Source organism: Pseudoalteromonas sp. SCSIO 43095 (assembly GCF_023650455.1).
GTDB classification, from domain to species: domain Bacteria; phylum Pseudomonadota; class Gammaproteobacteria; order Enterobacterales; family Alteromonadaceae; genus Pseudoalteromonas; species Pseudoalteromonas tetraodonis.
The window spans coordinates 368,227-386,367 of sequence record NZ_CP087995.1 but is presented as its reverse complement, the minus strand read 5'-3'; the positions used below and the strand labels follow the sequence as shown (position 1 = coordinate 386,367).

Here is an 18,141-nt window from a genome sequence, read left to right as displayed (position 1 = left end):
GTAACATGAATACGGTATAACTACAATATTCGTTCACATTTCGCACAAAAATACTGTTTTTTATTAATCTGCTTGTTTACGTAAAAAAGCAGGGATGTCGAAATAATCGCCACCTTCAGACTTATCTGTTTTCTTAGCGCTGCTTGACGACGTATTCGCTGAAGAACTTGAAGAGCTCGTCGATGTGCTTTGCTCTTTTGATTCTGTTTGCGTAGTCGTTGCAGGCTCTTCTGTACTTGCGCCTTGGCTTGCAAAGCTAGGAACATACATGCTGCTGTTTGTTTGCGTGCTTGAACTGGCTACATCAGAACCTGATGCTTTTTTAAAGCCGTTATCTACAATACCAAACTGTGGACGACGATCGCCGCCTAAGCCAGTTGCAACAACCGTTACACGTAGCTCATCTGTCATTTCAGGGTCGATTACCGCACCCACAACTACCGTTGCATTTTCAGACGCTAACGCCTTAACGTGATTACCTACGATTTCAAATTCTTCAATCGCGATATCCATGCCGGCAGTAATATTGACCAAGATACCTTTAGCACCGGTTAAATCAACGTCTTCTAGTAATGGGCTTGAAATAGCCGCTTCTGCTGCTTCTTGTGCACGATCAGGACCCGAGGCAGATGCAGTCCCCATCATGGCTGTACCCATTGCAGACATAACAGTACGTACGTCGGCGAAATCCACGTTAATTAGACCCGAGCGTGTGATTAGCTCAGCAATACCCTGTACCGCACCAAATAATACGTCATTTGCTTTAGCAAACGCATCCAGTAAAGTTGTTCCTTTACCTAATACTTTTAGTAATTTGTTATTTGGAATAGTAATTAACGAGTCCACGATTTCAGACAATTCGTTAATCCCCTGCTCTGCAGCAGCGGCACGTTTTTTACCTTCAAAATCAAATGGACGCGTTACTACTGCCACGGTTAGAATGCCCAGCTCTTTAGCTATTTTAGCCACGACTGGCGCAGCACCGGTCCCTGTACCGCCACCCATACCTGCCGCTATAAATACCATATCGGCGCCTTCAAGGCTGGCACGGATGGTTTCGGCGTCTTCTTCAGCCGACTGACGGCCTACTTCAGGGTTTGCACCCGCACCTAACCCAGAGGTTATTTGCGTACCTAATTGTACCGTTACATCCGCGGCTGAATTACGTAATGCTTGTGCATCCGTATTCGCTGCAATAAAACGAACGCCTTCTATTTGTTGTTTTACCATGTGCTCAACTGCGTTACCGCCGCCGCCACCAACACCGATTACTTTTATTACAGCTTCTTCGCTGTGTTGTTCCATTATATCAAACATATTTACTCTCCGACTTGAGTACTAAAACTCGCCTTGAAACCATTTTGTGATGCGGTTCCACCAATTATTATTATCATCCGCTTTCGACTTTTGTGCATTCATCGACTGCATAGTACGCCCGTATTGTAACAAACCTACAGCGGTTGCGTACGATGGATCATCAACATAATCAGTTAAACCTACTACACCAATTGGTTTACCTATTCTTACTGGCATCTGAAAAATATCTTCAGCCACTTCCATTGCGCCAGTCATTTTAGCAGTTCCGCCAGTAATGACGAGACCTGCTGCAATTTGGTCTTCTAATCCTGAACGACGAATTTCTTCCATCGCCAGTTCAAATAATTCTCTAAAACGTGGCTCAACCACTTCTGATAACGTGTGCCTAGACATCAGTCTTGCTGGCCGCCCACCTACGCTTGGCACTTCAATCGTGTCTTCGCTGCTCGCCATTTGGCTACTTGCACAAGCATATTGTACTTTGAGTGACTCAGCATGTGATATAGGTGTACGAAATATTTTTGCAATATCACCGGTTACTTGGTTACCTGCCACCGGAATAACCGCTGAATGACGCAGCGCACCATTAATATAAATAGTGATATCCATAGTACCACCACCAATATCAAGCACCGCAACACCTAACTCTTTTTCGTCATCCGTCAGTACGGAATAACACGAAGCAAGCGCTGTGAATATAAGTTGGTCAACTTCAAGCCCGCAACGTTCAACACATTTTTCTATATTTTTAGCCATGTCGTTGGAGCAGGTAATAATGTGCGCGCGTGCTTCCATGCGCACACCGCTCATGCCGAGTGGGTTTTTAATCCCCTCTTGCATATCAATGCTGTACTCTTGCGGCAAAGCATGCAACATTTTGCGTTCAGCTGAAATTGGCACTGAACGAGCAATGTGTATTACATTTTCAATGTCTTCATCGGTTACTTCGGTGTTATTAATAGCCACAACACCGCTTTCGTTCTGACACTGAATATGCTTGCCAGAAATACCCAAATAAACCGAGCTAATACGACAATCAGCCATCAATTCGGCTTCATCTATAGCGCGGCGAATAGACTCAGACACTAAATTTAAATCGTTAACACCGCCTTTATCCATTCCATGAGATACTTGGCTCCCCACGCCAACAATGCTGAGCTTGTTATCTGTGGTGATTTCACCTACCGTGGTCACTACTTTAGAAGTGCCAACGTCTAATCCAATCACTAGGTTTCTTTCTGCTGACTTAGTCATGCCTTACTCTTTATTATAATTGCTGTTCTTGCAGTGGCTTATAGCTCACTGCAAGGCCGGTATCGTAGCGTAAATCAATTGCATCTATCTGTGCATCAGCACGTTTTTCTATACGTGAATAAACGTCTATAAAACGTTGTACACGTTTGGCTTTATCTTTGCGTCCTAAATTTAAACGCACACCGTTATCTAACCAAAGTTGCCACGAAAACCGCTCAGATAGCGCAAGGCTAGTGAGCGTTAATGCATTGACTTTGAGCATTTCATCAAACTGTTTAAACGCTACCCATGCTTCTTTTTCACTACCCTCTGGCCCATATAGTTGGGGTAAAGTGGCACTTAATTTATCACTTTTTGCTTCAAACGCGTCACCGCTTTGATTAATCAGTAAGTCACTATTCCAGTGAGCAACCGCTTGATGTTCTACCACGTAAACTTGAATGGTATCAGGCCATTGCTTTCTTACCGATACCGTTGCAACCCAAGGCAGCTCTTGTACTAAATGCTGAACTTGCTTTACGTTTAGCTCAAAAAAACTGCTTAAATCTGCTTTTTTTATTGCCGCTGTTATTGCTTTTTCATCGGTGTACTTAGGGTTCCCCAGCACCGTTAAATGCTTAATTTGTGCATCTTTATTTTCAACTAACCAGTGCGAAACCCCACTGGTTATTTCAATTAACCCTATCACCACGGCTAGAAAAAAACTCACTCCAAAAATCAGCGACCAGTTAAGTTGCTGTTTTAGTTGCTGCGCTTTCTCTAAAAAGGGATGCATATTAAAGGGTTTGCTCCAAAATGCGAACAACTAATTGCTCAAAACTTGCCCCGTTGGCTTTTGCTGCCATTGGCACCAATGATTTTTCAGTCATGCCTGGTACGGTATTCACTTCTAGTAAGTAAAAGTGTCCTTGTTCATCTTGCATCGCATCGACTCGCCCCCAGCCACTTGCCCCCACTAAATCAAACGCATCAAGCGCCATCGCTTGTAATTTTTGAGTATCCAATGGTGATAAATCAGCAGGGCAATGATATTGCGTACTACTTGACTGATATTTAGCTTGGTAGTCATAAAACCCATTTGGGGTGCTCATTTCAATCACAGGTTGTACTTCATCACCTAATACCGTAATGGTAAATTCGCGACCCGTGATCCACTGCTCTACCAATACTTGGCTGTCGAACTTAAATGCATTAGTGAGCGCATCTTCAAGTTCTTCTGCAGAGCTTGCTTGCGCCATACCGATACTGGAGCCCTCGTGCGATGGCTTAACCATTACCTTTTTAAATTGCGCCATAATGGCATTGGCATCAAAGCCTTTTTTAGCATCAACCACGGCATAAGGTGCGGTGCTTAAGCCTGCCGATTTAAACAAATGCTTACAACGAATTTTATCCATAGCCAGTGCCGAACCCAGAACATTACTGCCGGTATACGGCAGGTTCATAAATTCTAGAGCACCTTGTACCGTGCCGTCTTCACCACCACGACCATGCAAAGCAATAAAAACGCGATCAACGTTTAACGACTTTAATTCCCATAACGAACGATTTTGTGGATCAAACGCTATCGCATCAATGCCAGCGTCTAACAGCGCATTTAATACCGCTTGACCAGATTTTAATGACACGTCACGCTCTGCTGAATTTCCACCTAGCAGCACCGCTACTTTACCAAACTGGGAATTTACCTGTGTCATACTTCACCTTGCTTTAATTGTTCTATCGACATATTCGTGGCTGCTAAATTTTTAACGAGCTGACCTATGTTACCCGCTCCTTGTGTGAGCACTAAGTCGTTATTTTGTAGGCAGTTGGCAAGTACGCCCGCAAGCTCTGAGCTTGAGGCTACATGTAATGGCTCTTTGCCACGCTGGCGCAAACTACGGCATAAACTTTTACTATCAGCGCCAACAATCGGCTCTTCGCCTGCACTGTAAACATCGAGTAATAAAAGCTGATCAACCTCAGCCAATACCTTAACAAAATCTTCGTATAAATCGCGAGTACGCGTATAACGGTGCGGCTGATACACCATCACTAAACGCTTATCAGGCCAGCCTTCTCGTGCTGCGGTGATAGTAGCGGCCACTTCTGACGGATGATGACCATAGTCATCAACAAGCATCACGCTACCGCGTTCATTTTCAAATTCACCGTAGTGCTGAAAACGACGGCCAATACCTTCAAAAGTATCTAAAGCCGCTAAAATTGCATGATTCGCAATATTTTGATCTTTAGCCACGACAATCGCTGCGGTTGCATTAAGGGCATTATGTTTACCCGGCATATTCAGCTTGGCGGTTAAACTCTCACCTTGTTTATTAGTCACCTTAAATTGGCATGTGTTCGCTGTTTGGCTAAAGTCACTCATTCGATAATCAGCCTCGTGTGACTCACCGTAAGTGATCACCGGACGACCAAAACGGGGGATCAATTCAGCAGCAACGTCTGAATCAATACACACCACCGCTAACCCGTAAAACGGCAGATTATGAATGAATTCAACATAAGTATCTTTCATTTTTTCTAAACTACCGCCGTAGGTTTCCATGTGATCTTCTTCAATATTAGTGATCACCGACACCATAGGCTGTAAATGCAAAAATGAGGCATCGCTTTCATCTGCTTCGGCAATTAAAAAGTCACTTTTACCTACCTTAGCATTGCTGCCAGCGCTGTTAAGCAAACCACCAATAATAAAGGTTGGATCGAGCCCGGCTTGTGCATAAATGCTGGCAATTAAGCTGGTTGTGGTCGTTTTACCATGGGTGCCCGCAATGGCGATACCGTGGCGAAAGCGCATCAGTTCAGCTAACATTTCTGCACGGCGAACCACCGGGATACGCGCAGCTTGCGCGGCTTGAATTTCAGGATTTGTTTTATCTATTGCACTTGAAACCACCACCACATTGGCGTCTTTTACGTTATTTTCATGATGACCAATAAATACTTCAGCACCGGCTTTAATTAAACGCTCAGTCATTGCGCTGTGAGCTATATCTGAACCAGTAATACGGTAACCTTCAAAAGCAAGTACTTCTGCAATGCCGCCCATGCCTGCACCGCCTATTCCTACAAAGTGAATAGTTTCAATGCGGCGCATCGCTGGGCGTGTATATTTTTCTTTTGCTAATGTCTGTTTCACTTATGTTCTCTTATTTGTTACTTGCTCACAGTGCATCGCTACGCTTGCTGTGGCATCTAAAATAGCTTGCTGTTTTGCTTTGCCAGCCATTTTAGTTATTAATAAAGGTTCGGCTAAATAGGGGCTTAAAAGTTCAACAATACTGCGCTGATTAAATTGCCCCTGTGGCATTAATAACGCCCCCTCTGCCATTACTAAATACTGTGCATTGGCTGTTTGATGATCATCAACTGCGTGTGGAAACGGCACAAATACCGCCATTTTACCCGCTGCGGCAATTTCACTTACCGTAAGCGCACCAGCACGACAAATCACAATATCTGCCCAGCTATAAGCGGTATCCATATCATCAATAAATTCAGCAACGGTCACTTGCTCATTGCCCATTTGTTGCTGCTGGTAACTTTCACTTACACTAGCAAGGTGCCCTTTACCGGTTTGATGCCAAATATTAATAGCACTGGTGTCATTTAAGCGCTTAAATGCTTCAGGTAGTGTTTGGTTGAGCACTTGCGCACCTAACGAACCACCCACCACTAAAATATTTATAGGGCTGGTTACTTCGCGCTCAGTAATTTCAATCACGCTCTGGCGTACAGGATTACCTACCAGCTCTGCTTTGCCATTGGCAAAAGCACTGGGGAAAGCCGCTAACACGCGATTAGCACATTTAGCCAACCACCTATTACTCATGCCTGCTACGGCATTTTGTTCGTGAATCACCAAAGGAATACCCAGGCTTTTTGCCGCAATACCTGTTGGGCCAGTTACATACCCCCCCATTGCTAAAACGACGTCAGGGCGTTGTTGTTTTAATACCTTACGCGCTTGCAATATTGCATTAATAACCATGAATGGCGCTTTAATAAGGCGTTTTAAACCATTCCCTCGCACGCCTTTTACATCAATAAAATCAATTTCTATGTTGTGCTTGGGCACGACACTGGCTTCCATTCTATCTGGGGTGCCTATCCAGCTAACTTGCCAACCTTGCTGTTTGAGATAATCAGCAACGGCAATCCCTGGAAAAATATGTCCACCTGTGCCCCCTGCTACAACGACTATTTTTTTACTCATCGCTTAGCTCCACCTGACGTGGCTTGTTTCGTTGCCATCTTGGTCTCAAAATCTACACGTAATAAAATACCGGTTGCTATGGTCATCATTAATAAACTTGAGCCACCATAAGAAATAAACGGCAAGGTTAATCCTTTGGTTGGTAAAATACCGGCACTGGCGCCCACATTCACCATAGTTTGAAACGCAAACCAAATACCAATTGCTAAGGCTAAGTAGCCTTCATATTCTTTGCCGTTTTTAAGCGCGTTTTGGCCAATGAGTAAAGCTCTAAATACTAAAGTACCCAGTACCATTAAAATGCTAAGCACTCCCATAAAACCTAACTCTTCAGCAATAACAGCAAAAATAAAGTCGGTGTGCGCTTCTGGTAAATATTGTAATTTTTGTACGCTGTTTCCTAGGCCTTGGCCAAACCAATCGCCTTGACTATAAGCCATTAGTGATTGCACTAATTGATAGCCTTTACCAAAAGGGTCATCCCAAGGTTCTAAAAAGCCAACCACACGCGCCATACGATATGGCTCTAACACAATAAGCCCAACCACTAGCGCAATACCGGTTAAAATAAGTGCAAAAAACTGCCAAAGCTTGGCACCGGCTAAAAACAACAAACCAACCGTAGTAACAAACATCACCACCACAGTCCCTAAATCGGGCTGCATTAAAATAAGTGCTGCATAAACTGCAAATACCGCTATGGGTTTAGCAAAGCCTTTTATGTTTTCTTGAACTTCATTGCGCTTACGTACTAAGTAGCCTGCGATATAACTAAAAAAGAACAACTTAGCGAGCTCTGAGGCTTGAATATTAAACGGTCCTACGGGTATCCAGCGGGTCGAACCATTGACTTCACGTCCTACAATGAGTACCACTAATAACAGTACTAAACCGATTAGTAATAAATAGGGGTTAGCTTTTTTCCACCACGACATAGGTACTTGAGTACTAATGCAAAATAAACAAAACGAGAGCCCTAAAAAAATGCCATGGCGGATAGTAAAATGATAAATATTACCAAACAGTCTATCGGCTGTCGGCATTGAGGCACTGGTTACCATCACAAAGCCCACACCAATCAGCATTAGCATGCAATAAAGCAGTGGCACATCATAAAGCTGCGCTGAAGGTTTAGGGGTGAGAGCCTCTTTAATATCCGCAAAAGCAATCATGACTGCCCCTGCAATACACATTGCACAAAATCATCGCCGCGTTGCATATAATTGTTATACATATCAATGCTGGCACAGGCAGGTGCGAGTAAAACGGTATCGCCCGATTTACTTAATTGCTTTGCAAGCGTCACAGCCTCAGACATATTATTGGTTAAATGACCTTTAGCACTGAGTGCCACTAAATCTTTGGCATCTTTACCAAAACAAATCAGCGCTTTTACATGCTTTTCAATATAAGGCTTTAGCACCTCTAAATCAGCACCTTTTGCATCACCACCAGCAATAACCACTAAGTTTTGTTGTTCACCCGCTAAACTATCTATTGCCGCCACTGTTGCGCCTACGTTGGTGGCTTTAGAGTCGTTAAAGTATTTAACGCCATTAAACTCACCCACAAACTGACAACGGTGCGCTAAGCCATTAAATTGAGATAATGCGGTTTTGTAATGCGCCTTAGTAATTGTAAATGGGCTGAGTAACGCCATCACTGCCAACGTATTTAAATAGTTATGCTTACCCACAACGGCTAAAGTACTTACTGGTAAATAAGCTTCGTCCTTTACCATAAAGTGCGCTTCGCTATTGTGCTGTGCTAAGTGGTAATCGCCTTGTGTTTCACCAAAGCTCAGTTGTGGTGTTAACGTGCGACTCACAGGGTGTGTTTGCTTATCGTCAGCATTAATCACTACGTGTTCAGCACCGTTATAAATACTTAGTTTTGAGTCTATATAGGCTTGGTAACTATCATATCGATCGAGATGATCTTCTGAAATATTAAGCACGGTTGCACTAGTCGTTTTTAGGCTGCGTGTGGTATCAAGCTGAAAACTTGATAACTCCAATACAAATACATCAAAGTCACCGTAAAGTAAATCCAGTACCGCTGTGCCAATGTTGCCACCGAGTGCCACTTTATAACCTGCGGTTTTTAATACTTCGTAGGCAAGTGTCACTACGGTTGATTTACCATTAGAGCCGGTTACAGCAACGACTGGTTTGCTATTAATGCGCGCAAATAACTCAACATCACCAATCACTTCAACGCCTGCGTTAATTGCCTTAACAATTGCTGGTGTTTTTAAGCTTAGACCGGGACTAATAATAATCATATCGCAAGCACTGAGCGCCGCATTTTCTAGGTCACCAAAGTGCGTTTTTAATTGAGGTGCGTGCTGATTGAGCCAATCAACACCTGGCGGATTCTCTCTGCTATCGACCACATAAGGCTGTATTGATTGAGATAATAAAAAACGCACAATGCCCAGACCGGTTACACCGAGTCCGAGCACTGTTATGTGTTTATTTTTTATCTCGTTTAAATACTGCATTTATCGGATCTTTAATGTCGCAAGGCCAGCGAGTACCAGCACAATAGAAATTATCCAAAAGCGCACAATAACGCGTGGCTCCGGCCAACCTTTAAGTTCGTAATGGTGATGAATAGGCGCCATTCTAAAAATGCGTTGCCCACGTAATTTGTAAGAGCCAACTTGTAAAATTACCGATAGCGCTTCCATTACAAACACGCCCCCCATAATAATCAGTAACAGCTCTTGGCGAACAAGTACGGCAATAATCCCCAATGCACCACCCAGTGCTAATGAGCCTACATCGCCCATAAATACTTGCGCCGGATACGTGTTAAACCATAAAAAACCTAACCCAGCCCCTACAATAGCGGTACATACCACAACCAACTCACTCGCCAGTGGTAAATGTGGAATATGCAAATAAGCCGAAAAATTAATATTACCCGTTAAGTAAGCGATAATGGCCAGTGCTGCAGCCACTAAAATGGTAGGTACTATGGCCAAACCGTCTAGACCGTCGGTTAAATTAACCGCGTTTGACGTGCCCACCAACGCAAAGTAGGTGATCACGATATAAAACAGCCCCAGCTGTGGCAGTACATCTTTAAAAAATGGCACAACAAGAGATGTTTCTGTCGCTTGTGTGCTGCTCATGTAAAGCGCAGTGGCTACAACCAGTGCAATTACCGATTGCCAAAAGTATTTCCACTTTGCAATAAGTCCTTTTGGATCTTTGCGGATCACCTTACGGTAATCATCAATAAAGCCCACAATACCTAATGAGCCAATTACAAATAAAGTGGCCCATACATATTTATTAGACAAGTCTGCCCATAATAATGTGCTGGTAAAAATAGCCCCTAAAATAAGTAAGCCACCCATGGTCGGTGTACCCGATTTAGATAGGTGCGATTGCGGACCATCATCACGTACTGTTTGCCCTATTTGCATGCGTTGCAGCGCACGAATTAACTTAGGACCAAAATACAACGACATCATCAATGCGGTTAAAATACCTAAAATGGCACGCAGGGTTAAATACGAAAAAACATTAAAGCCACTATAATATTGAGTTAAATACTCAGCCAGCCAAACTAACATGATGATACTCCATTGATGGCTTGTTGCTGGCCATTAACTAAATCGGTTACTAAAAGCTCCATGCGAGAACTGCGTGATCCTTTCACGACAAGGGTAATTTTTTTATCTACTTTGCTAATGCTGTTTTGAATTTGCTGCAGCATTTGCTCACGATTAGAGAAATGGCGATTTGGCAGCCCAAATACATCACTGGCACATTTACTTAATACTCCGAGTGTAAATAACTCATCAATGCCTTGCGCTAATGCGTATTCACCGACTTCTTGATGATATTTACGTGCATCTTCGCCAAGTTCACCCATATCACCGAGTGCCAAAATACGATGACCTTGAATATCACTAAGTAAATCAATCGCAGCTTTCACCGACTTTACGTTGGCATTATAGGTATCATCAATAATAGTGAGTGAATCACTGGCTTCAATTAGGTTAACCCGTCCTTTAACTTCACCCATGGTCGCTAACGCGCTGGCAATGTCCTCAAGTGACACGTCAAACTCACTGGTTAACGCCGCAGCAATAAGCGCGTTACTAATATTATGTTTACCTGGCAGTGCTAACTTAACCGGCACACTGTGTTGCTTGGTGCACAAAGTAAAGCTTGCGCGAGCTTGTGCATCTAGGCTGATGTCTTCAGCCCAAATATCGAGCTTTTCACTACTCGAAAAACATTTAATATTGCGCGTTGCTAACTTATCAAGCCAATATTGACTAAAGTCACTATCGCAATTGACGATGGCGATGCCATCCTCTTTTAATCCGTCGTAAATTTCGCCTTTTGCTTGTGCCACACCTTGCAGGCTACCAAAGCCTTCCAAGTGGGCAGCAGCAACATTACATACCACAGCTACATCCGGTTTGGTCATCGCGGTGGTGTACGCAATTTCACCTATGTGGTTAGCGCCTAATTCAATAACCGCAAAGCGATGTTGTGGCTCTAATCTGAGTAAAGTTAACGGTACGCCAATGTCGTTATTAAAATTACCTTTAGTGGCTAATACATCCCCTTTACTTGATAAAATAGCGGCACACATTTCTTTAACTGTGGTTTTACCTACGCTGCCAGTAATAGCGATAGTTTTAGGTGCAACTTGCGCCATCACTGCTGTACCAATTGTGCCTAATGCAATCCGGGTATCGGCAACTACAAATTGAGCAATATCGGTATCAACAGCGTGATCGACAATCACGCCTATAGCGCCTTTTTGTTTTGCCTGTTCAATAAATTTATGGCCATCAAAATTTGGGCCCTTAAGCGCCAAAAACACTTCACCATCACACAAAGTACGGGTATCGGTGTTTATATTTATCACCTTGCGATTATCACCTTGATAATCGGTTGCTAGCACATTAGCTAGCCAATCAAAATCCATTGGGATCATGCTCGAGACCCTCTTACTGCTTTTTTTAATTGTTGTTGTACAAATTGGCGGTCGCAAAAATCGATGCGTGTATCGCCTATAATTTGATAGTCTTCATGGCCTTTACCGGCAATTAAAATAACCTCACCGGCTTTTGCGTTATCTATAGCAAATTGTATCGCGGCACCGCGTTCGGCCTCTAAATGAGCGTTTTCTGGATGCTCTAATCCCGCAGCTACATCATTAATAATTACCTTTGGGTCTTCAGAGCGTGGGTTATCACTAGTAATGATCACTTTGTCTGCAAACTGCTCAGCAGCTTGTGCCATTAGTACACGCTTTCCTTTATCTCTGTCGCCGCCACAACCAAACACACAACTCACGCCACCTGGTACATGTTGCTGCAGCGCTTGTAAGGCTAAAGCCAACGCATCTGGCGTATGCGCGTAATCAACAACGCAAGTAGGCATACTTGGCGCTGTAAATGCTTGCATCCTACCGGCTACCGGCTGTAAATACTCACATCCTGCTACTAACTGTGTTAATGGATAGCCTAGCGCTAATAGCGTTGCTAACGCAGCCGTTAGATTATAAAGGTTAAATTCTCCAAACAGCGGTGATTTTATGGCAACATCACCCCAGCTAGTAGTTAATTGCGCCGAAATACCGGTTGCTGAATACTGAACATCTGAAAAATATACAAACTGTGAATTTTTAGGGGCTAAGTTTTTACGGCCATAACAAATAAGACTATTAAAGCTGTATTTTTCAATCCATTGTTCTGCTTGTCCGTCATCCTGATTAAGAATGACATGATCAGCATCAAAATCACGAAACAGCATCAATTTAGCATCACCATAGCTTTGCATATCGCCATGGTAATCTAAGTGATCGCGCGACAAGTTAGTAAAAACCGCCGCTTTAAAATGGCATTGATCAACACGGTTCTGTACCAAACCATGCGATGACACTTCCATAGCAACCAATTGGTGTTGCTCATTTTTTAAGTCGCTTAAAATACGCTGTAAATCGACTGCTGAAGGCGTAGTATTTTGCAGTGGTGTTAAGTTATCTGGATGGCCGTAGCCTAAAGTGCCAATAATAGCGGCTTGGGTATGACAAAATTGCGCTAAATGAGCAATCATTGCTGTGGTAGTCGATTTACCATTGGTGCCCGTTACGCCAACTAAATCTAAGTGCTTGCTCGGTTGTTGGTAAAATTGACTCGCCAATACAGGCAGTTTCTTATTCAATTCTGAGACTAAATAAAGCGGCTCAAAATCACTTTCAAATTCACACAGTCTGTCGGCAATAATTGCACTGGCACCATTTTCAATTGCTTTACTAATAAAGTGCCCACCATCTAACTGGTGCCCTTTTATCGCCACAAACACATCACCTGGTTTTACATCGCGGCTATCTAAACGCAGCTCGTTTACCATTAAACGTGCTGCATCTATTTCTAAATGTTTTAAAATTGTGTGTAAATCACGCACCATCATCTTTGCCCTTCACGTATGCCACCGAGTCTTTGTCTGGGGCAACGTTTAAAATTCTTAATGAATTAGAGATTATTTCTGCAAACGCTGGACCTGCCGTTGCGCCGCCATAATAAACATCTCCACCGGGCTCGTTGATTAATACCACAACGGCTAATCGCGGGTTACTCGCAGGGGCAACACCCGCAAAATAACCCACATATTCGTCACCATAGCCCCCTGCGGCGGCTTTTTTAGAGGTGCCTGTTTTACCAGCAGCGCGGTAACCATCCACTTTAACGCGGCGTGCGGTACCGCCTTCTTCAAATACGCTTTCCATCATATGTACAACGGCTTCAACATCTTCTTGTTGAAAGATACGCTCACCTTCAGGTATAGAATCTTGCTTTAGTACAGTAAGCGGACGATTAACTCCGCCTGCCCCTAACATGGCGTAAAAACGTGCCATTTGCGCGGTACTCACGGCAATATTGTAACCAAACGAGAGCGCTGCAATTTCATGATCTGACCAACGGCGGTTAGGGTAAAATAGGCCACTACTTTCGCCTACCATGCCAGTACCACTATCACTGCCAAACCCCACTTTTTGATACAAGTCCACAAAGTACTCTTTGGGTACTGTTTGGCTTATTTTGGTTACTCCCATATTACTGGAGTATTTTAAAATTTCGCGCAGCGTCATTTCGCCATGATTACGGGTATCTTGTACTAAGCTGCCCCCTAAACGCATCCAGCCTGGGTAGGTATCAACTTTGTCATCCGGTTGGATTGTGCCGTAGTCTAATCCAGCTAAAATGGCTAGAGGCTTAACAGTTGAGCCAGGTTCAAACAAATCGGTAATAGCGCGGTTACGACGTTTATGAGGAGCCGCCCCGCTTAAGTTGTTAGGATTAAATGATGGGCTATTGACCATGGCTAAGACTTCACCGGTTTTAACATCTACTACCATGGCAGAACCTGAGGTCGCTTTATAAGTTAATACCGCTGATTTAACTGCTTTATAGGCAATGGCTTGAATTCGCTGATCAATACTTAGTTGAATGCTTTCAGGCTCTACTCGCTCGCGCTCATCAAGTACTTCAACTTCACGCCCTTGCGCATCTTTGCGAATGGTACGGCGACCTTCTTCACCGGTTAACGCGTTTTCATAAAGCTTTTCTATGCCCTCAATGCCTTTACCATCAATATTGGTAAACCCAATAACATGCGCACTTACTTCACCAGCAGGGTAATAACGTTTTGATTCATCTAATAAATGAATACCAGGTAGGCGTAAATCACCGATGTAATTAGCCACGGCGGGAGTCACTTGGCGTTTTAAATACACAAAGCGACGAGTAGGATCATCAAGTAGTCGGGTATTAATTTTGCTCGGTTCAATGCGCAGTACATCGGCTAGTTCACGCCAGCGCAAATCGTTTTTATAATACAGGGCGGTACGCTTATTTAACTCAGCAACATTTTCACGAAGCGTTTGCTGATCTTCACCGTTTTTGCGTGCTTGCCTAAGTACTTTACTCACCAGTGATTTATGCAGGGCTTTAGGATCCGCATACACGCTTACAACAGGCACACTAACGGCAAGCTCTTTACCGTTACGATCGAAAATCATCCCGCGTTGCACATGCAGTTTTTCAATCCGTACCGTACGTTTATCGCTTTCAGAGCGCGCTTTATCAGGTTCAATTACTTGCAAATACGCAGCACGCGATACCAAGGTCACAAACACTAAAAAAATCACCGCGCACACTAAAATAAAGCGCCATGCGATTAGGTTATTGACTGGTTTTTTGCCTCGCATTCTCATTGTAATATAATTACCTGCTCATCTTGGCTGGTTGGCCGCTTCATTTCGAGTTGTGACGTTGCCACTTCTTCAATGCGCGCATGTTGTGAATAAAACTCTTCTTCCACTAAAAAATAACGCCATTCTAAATCCAATTCGTCACGCTCTTGGAGCAACGAATCTTGCTCAATTAATTGCGCTCGAGAGAGATGAGTTACTTGCACCACACTCAAACTTGACGCGAATATCACAACCAACAAGGCCAAGGTGATCTTGTTCGCACCTAGGCCTTTAATTATTTCAAGAAATAAATTGGGTTGGCGATAGCTCGCTTTTTTACTCATCCCAACCTCTGTGCGATCCTTAGCACTGAGCTGCGAGAGCGTGGATTACGCGCCACTTCATCAGCACTTGGTTTAATAGCTTTACCCACTGTTTTTAACGTCAGATTTTTATTTATTTGTGCGTCGGTTAAAGGCAGACCTCTGGGTATCGCTTCTCCCTTACTCTGTTTTTTAATAAATTGTTTAACTATGCGATCTTCTAAAGAATGAAACGAAATAACCACTAAGCGACCACCCGGCTTAAGAACTTTAATCGCCGCTTGTAATGCCGTTTGAATTTCCTCTAACTCGCTATTGATATAAATACGAATAGCCTGAAAAGTCCGCGTTGCAGGATGTTTAAACTTATCTTTCACCGGTACGGCTTCATCGACTAAATCAGCGAGCTGCTTAGTGGTAGTGATTGGCGTGTGTTCACGCACTTCTAAAATTTTGTGCGCAATGCGCTTACCAAATTTTTCTTCACCTAGCTTTTTGATCACATGAGTAATGTCATCTAATTCAGCCTCAGCTAACCACTGCGCTGCGCTGCGACCTGTACTTGGATCCATTCGCATATCAAGCGGGCCATCTTTCATAAAGCTAAAGCCACGCGCTGCGTCATCTAGCTGCGGCGACGACACACCAATATCAAGTAAAATGCCATCAACCTGACCAATAAGATCGTTTTGCTCAGCTACCTCGTATAACCTTGAAAAACGAGAATGAGCAATTGAAAAACGCGGATCATCAGCAAACTTTTCAGCAGACTTTATCGCTTGTGGATCTTGGTCAATGGCCTGCAAACGACCGCTTTCACCTAAGCGCGCTAATATTTGCCCTGAATGCCCGCCACGTCCAAAGGTACCATCCATGTATATGCCGTCTGGCTTAATTGCAAGTGCATCTATGGTTTCGTCCATTAATACGGATACGTGTTCAAATTGCGCTGTCATTAGCTGTTATTTGCCTTTTATTTTGCTGCTAGAGGGTGAAGTTATCTAAATCGTCATTCGGTTCAAAATCACCGAGCCTTTCAAGCTCAGTGTCTTGGCGCATCTGTTCGTGCCAACGTGCTTCATCCCAAATTTCAAATTTATTCATTAAACCCACCAGCATAATTTTTTTGCCTAGTTCTGCATGTGAGCGCAATGAAGGCGCCAACAAAATTCGACCGTTTTTATCAAGCTGATACTCTGTCGCATTACCTAACAACATACGTTGCATCCGTCGTGCTCTGGGATTCATATTAGATATTTTTGCTAAACGGCTTTCTATTTCTAACCATTCAGCAAGAGGGTATAACCAAAGGCAAGGCTCATTGAGTGCAACGGTGCAAATTACCGTTCCCTGATCTTCAGACAATAGCGTATCACGGTACTTAGTCGGTACCGCAAAACGTCCTTTATCATCCAAACTCAGTGAACTTGCGCCACGAAACATAAAAAGCCTATCGTAAATTTATTTTAATCAACTTTTTGATTAACCCGATCCAGTTTAATCCACTAAACACCACTTTTTACCACAGTGCTCCAGTTTAGGGCTTGACAAGCCTTTTTGTCAAGTAAGTCACCCAGCTTTAGCACCCCGCGAAGCCTGAAAAAATAAGGCTCCGATTAAAGCGATTGAATTGTTTAATAAAAAATCTGATCAGCCAGTAAAAAATTTTTTATCGTGCTTTTTATCAGCTTGTTGGCATTATTTGCGTAATGAATAAACAGTGAATAATTACAATTTATTTGAGCCCTGCTGACCTTTGTGAATTAGAGTTTGGTCAAACTAGATGCGGTTTAATCGTGTCGCGAGGTTTGTAACCGAGTGGACAAAGAAAAAATCAATCTCGAATGATCAACACGTCCTAGTTTGTAAAAATTACAAACTGTTGTCGCAATAGTTACAGCTATAAACCCACTCAAAATTCGTAAAAAAAAATACAATTCATATAAAACAACAGGTTAAAGGCTGGTTTAATCATTGCAGCTAAATAATTACTTTTAAAAAACTATTAAGGATTGATTATGGCTACGGCAACGAAGAGCAAAACTCCTATTGATGCAAAACAAGAGATTGAAGCACCGCTAACAGATAAAGCGACATCAGCAGCGCATGACGCAGTTGATGCATTATCAAGTAAAGCGGCGGCAGCAGAAAGTGGCGTTCGTAAAGGCGCAAGCAGCTCAGCTGAAACGCTTAATGAAAAGCAGTTAGCCGCTCGTGAGAAACTAGCAGAGTGTTCGTCTAAAACCCGTCAACTCGCATCAGAAAACCCATTAGCAACGGCAGGTCTGGCGTTTGCTGCTGGTATGTTAGTTACAGCACTGTTTCGTCGTAAGTAATACTAATGCAAAACCAACACTCAACACCAAGTGAATCACAAGGGACAGATTCGCCATCATCGGCAAAACACGCCGATGACTGGCAAGATCATGTTGCTAAGCTTGCTGATTATGCAGCGCAGCTCAAGGATGATTATTACCAACAAGGAAAGTTAACGCATCAGCTGGCTACAGCTGAGTGGAAGTTGTCGTTAAGATCCTTAGCACTGATCACCATTCTACTAGGATGTTTTGCCAGTGGCTTGGTGTTACTGTGGGTGGGGTTTTTAGGTATTGTAGGCTTTGCCACCTTTGATCTGTTTAGCTCTATCTGGCTGAGCATTGCAGTAGTGATCAGCCTACAAATTTTATGCTTAGTTTGGCTGTGGCGAAATGCCGTTTATCTGAGCAAAAAAATTGGCTTTACTAAAACGCTAAATAGTCTAAGGCAGCTGCTTAAATTATAAGGCACACACTA

17 protein-coding genes are annotated in these 18,141 nt (G+C 43.3%); 2 read left to right on the top strand and 15 right to left on the bottom strand.

The window, feature by feature from the left end; genetic code table 11:
* Window positions 1–63 precede the first annotated feature (63 nt).
* Genes ftsZ through mraZ form a run of 15 tightly spaced genes read right to left on the bottom strand, consistent with a single transcriptional unit; the run spans window position 64 to window position 16,791 of the window.
* Window positions 64–1,317 carry a cell division protein FtsZ gene (gene ftsZ, locus LOC50_RS01785; RefSeq protein ID WP_016899499.1) on the bottom strand — a complete coding sequence of 418 codons (1,254 nt, stop codon included), beginning with the start codon at window positions 1,315–1,317 and terminating at the stop codon, window positions 64–66.
* Window positions 1,318–1,338: 21 nt separating this feature from the next.
* A complete protein-coding gene (gene ftsA / locus LOC50_RS01780) occupies window positions 1,339–2,571 on the bottom strand; it encodes a cell division protein FtsA (RefSeq protein ID WP_250653508.1) in 1,233 nt (410 codons plus the stop codon).
* A gap of 13 nt (window positions 2,572–2,584) precedes the next feature.
* Window positions 2,585–3,346: a cell division protein FtsQ/DivIB gene (locus tag LOC50_RS01775; RefSeq protein WP_013464059.1), complete on the bottom strand. Its 762-nt coding sequence runs from the start codon at window positions 3,344–3,346 to the stop codon at window positions 2,585–2,587.
* Between the two features lies 1 nt (window position 3,347).
* Window positions 3,348–4,268: a D-alanine--D-alanine ligase gene (locus LOC50_RS01770; RefSeq protein ID WP_016899500.1), complete on the bottom strand. Its 921-nt coding sequence runs from the start codon at window positions 4,266–4,268 to the stop codon at window positions 3,348–3,350.
* Window positions 4,265–5,674, bottom strand: a complete 1,410-nt coding sequence (murC, locus tag LOC50_RS01765; RefSeq protein WP_250653902.1) for a UDP-N-acetylmuramate--L-alanine ligase — start codon at window positions 5,672–5,674, stop codon at window positions 4,265–4,267. Before murC ends, LOC50_RS01770 begins: the two co-directional genes overlap by 4 nt.
* Window positions 5,675–5,716: 42 nt before the next feature.
* Entirely contained in the window at window positions 5,717–6,793 is a 1,077-nt protein-coding gene (gene murG / locus LOC50_RS01760; protein WP_069440100.1) for an undecaprenyldiphospho-muramoylpentapeptide beta-N-acetylglucosaminyltransferase, read from the bottom strand.
* Complete coding sequence (gene ftsW / locus LOC50_RS01755) at window positions 6,790–7,965, bottom strand: cell division protein FtsW (protein ID WP_008465286.1); 1,176 nt, start codon at window positions 7,963–7,965, stop codon at window positions 6,790–6,792. Before ftsW ends, murG begins: the two co-directional genes overlap by 4 nt.
* Window positions 7,962–9,296, bottom strand: coding sequence for a UDP-N-acetylmuramoyl-L-alanine--D-glutamate ligase (murD, locus tag LOC50_RS01750; RefSeq protein ID WP_250653507.1), 1,335 nt, complete (start codon window positions 9,294–9,296; stop codon window positions 7,962–7,964). The genes ftsW and murD overlap by 4 nt, the downstream gene beginning before the upstream one ends.
* Complete coding sequence (mraY, locus tag LOC50_RS01745; RefSeq protein WP_008110692.1) at window positions 9,297–10,379, bottom strand: phospho-N-acetylmuramoyl-pentapeptide-transferase; 1,083 nt, start codon at window positions 10,377–10,379, stop codon at window positions 9,297–9,299.
* Entirely contained in the window at window positions 10,373–11,761 is a 1,389-nt protein-coding gene (locus tag LOC50_RS01740) for a UDP-N-acetylmuramoyl-tripeptide--D-alanyl-D-alanine ligase (RefSeq protein ID WP_008110694.1), read from the bottom strand. Before LOC50_RS01740 ends, mraY begins: the two co-directional genes overlap by 7 nt.
* Entirely contained in the window at window positions 11,758–13,236 is a 1,479-nt protein-coding gene (gene murE / locus LOC50_RS01735) for a UDP-N-acetylmuramoyl-L-alanyl-D-glutamate--2,6-diaminopimelate ligase (protein ID WP_250653901.1), read from the bottom strand. The genes LOC50_RS01740 and murE overlap by 4 nt, the downstream gene beginning before the upstream one ends.
* Entirely contained in the window at window positions 13,229–15,046 is a 1,818-nt protein-coding gene (locus LOC50_RS01730) for a penicillin-binding transpeptidase domain-containing protein (protein ID WP_036981320.1), read from the bottom strand. The genes murE and LOC50_RS01730 overlap by 8 nt, the downstream gene beginning before the upstream one ends.
* The gene (ftsL, locus tag LOC50_RS01725; protein ID WP_008110697.1) at window positions 15,043–15,369 is read right to left on the bottom strand and encodes a cell division protein FtsL; all 327 of its coding nucleotides are present in this window, start codon (window positions 15,367–15,369) and stop codon (window positions 15,043–15,045) included. The genes LOC50_RS01730 and ftsL overlap by 4 nt, the downstream gene beginning before the upstream one ends.
* Window positions 15,366–16,304: a 16S rRNA (cytosine(1402)-N(4))-methyltransferase RsmH gene (gene rsmH, locus LOC50_RS01720; protein ID WP_250653506.1), complete on the bottom strand. Its 939-nt coding sequence runs from the start codon at window positions 16,302–16,304 to the stop codon at window positions 15,366–15,368. Before rsmH ends, ftsL begins: the two co-directional genes overlap by 4 nt.
* 28 nt (window positions 16,305–16,332) lie before the next feature.
* Complete coding sequence (gene mraZ / locus LOC50_RS01715; RefSeq protein ID WP_008110699.1) at window positions 16,333–16,791, bottom strand: division/cell wall cluster transcriptional repressor MraZ; 459 nt, start codon at window positions 16,789–16,791, stop codon at window positions 16,333–16,335.
* Between the two features lie 575 nt (window positions 16,792–17,366).
* Between mraZ and LOC50_RS01710 the strand changes: the two genes are divergently transcribed.
* Together LOC50_RS01710 and LOC50_RS01705 are read left to right on the top strand one after the other, a co-directional pair.
* The gene (locus LOC50_RS01710) at window positions 17,367–17,684 is read left to right on the top strand and encodes a hypothetical protein (RefSeq protein ID WP_008110700.1); all 318 of its coding nucleotides are present in this window, start codon (window positions 17,367–17,369) and stop codon (window positions 17,682–17,684) included.
* A 5-nt stretch (window positions 17,685–17,689) separates the two neighbouring features.
* Window positions 17,690–18,130, top strand: a complete 441-nt coding sequence (locus LOC50_RS01705; RefSeq protein ID WP_016899505.1) for a hypothetical protein — start codon at window positions 17,690–17,692, stop codon at window positions 18,128–18,130.
* Window positions 18,131–18,141 lie beyond the last annotated feature (11 nt).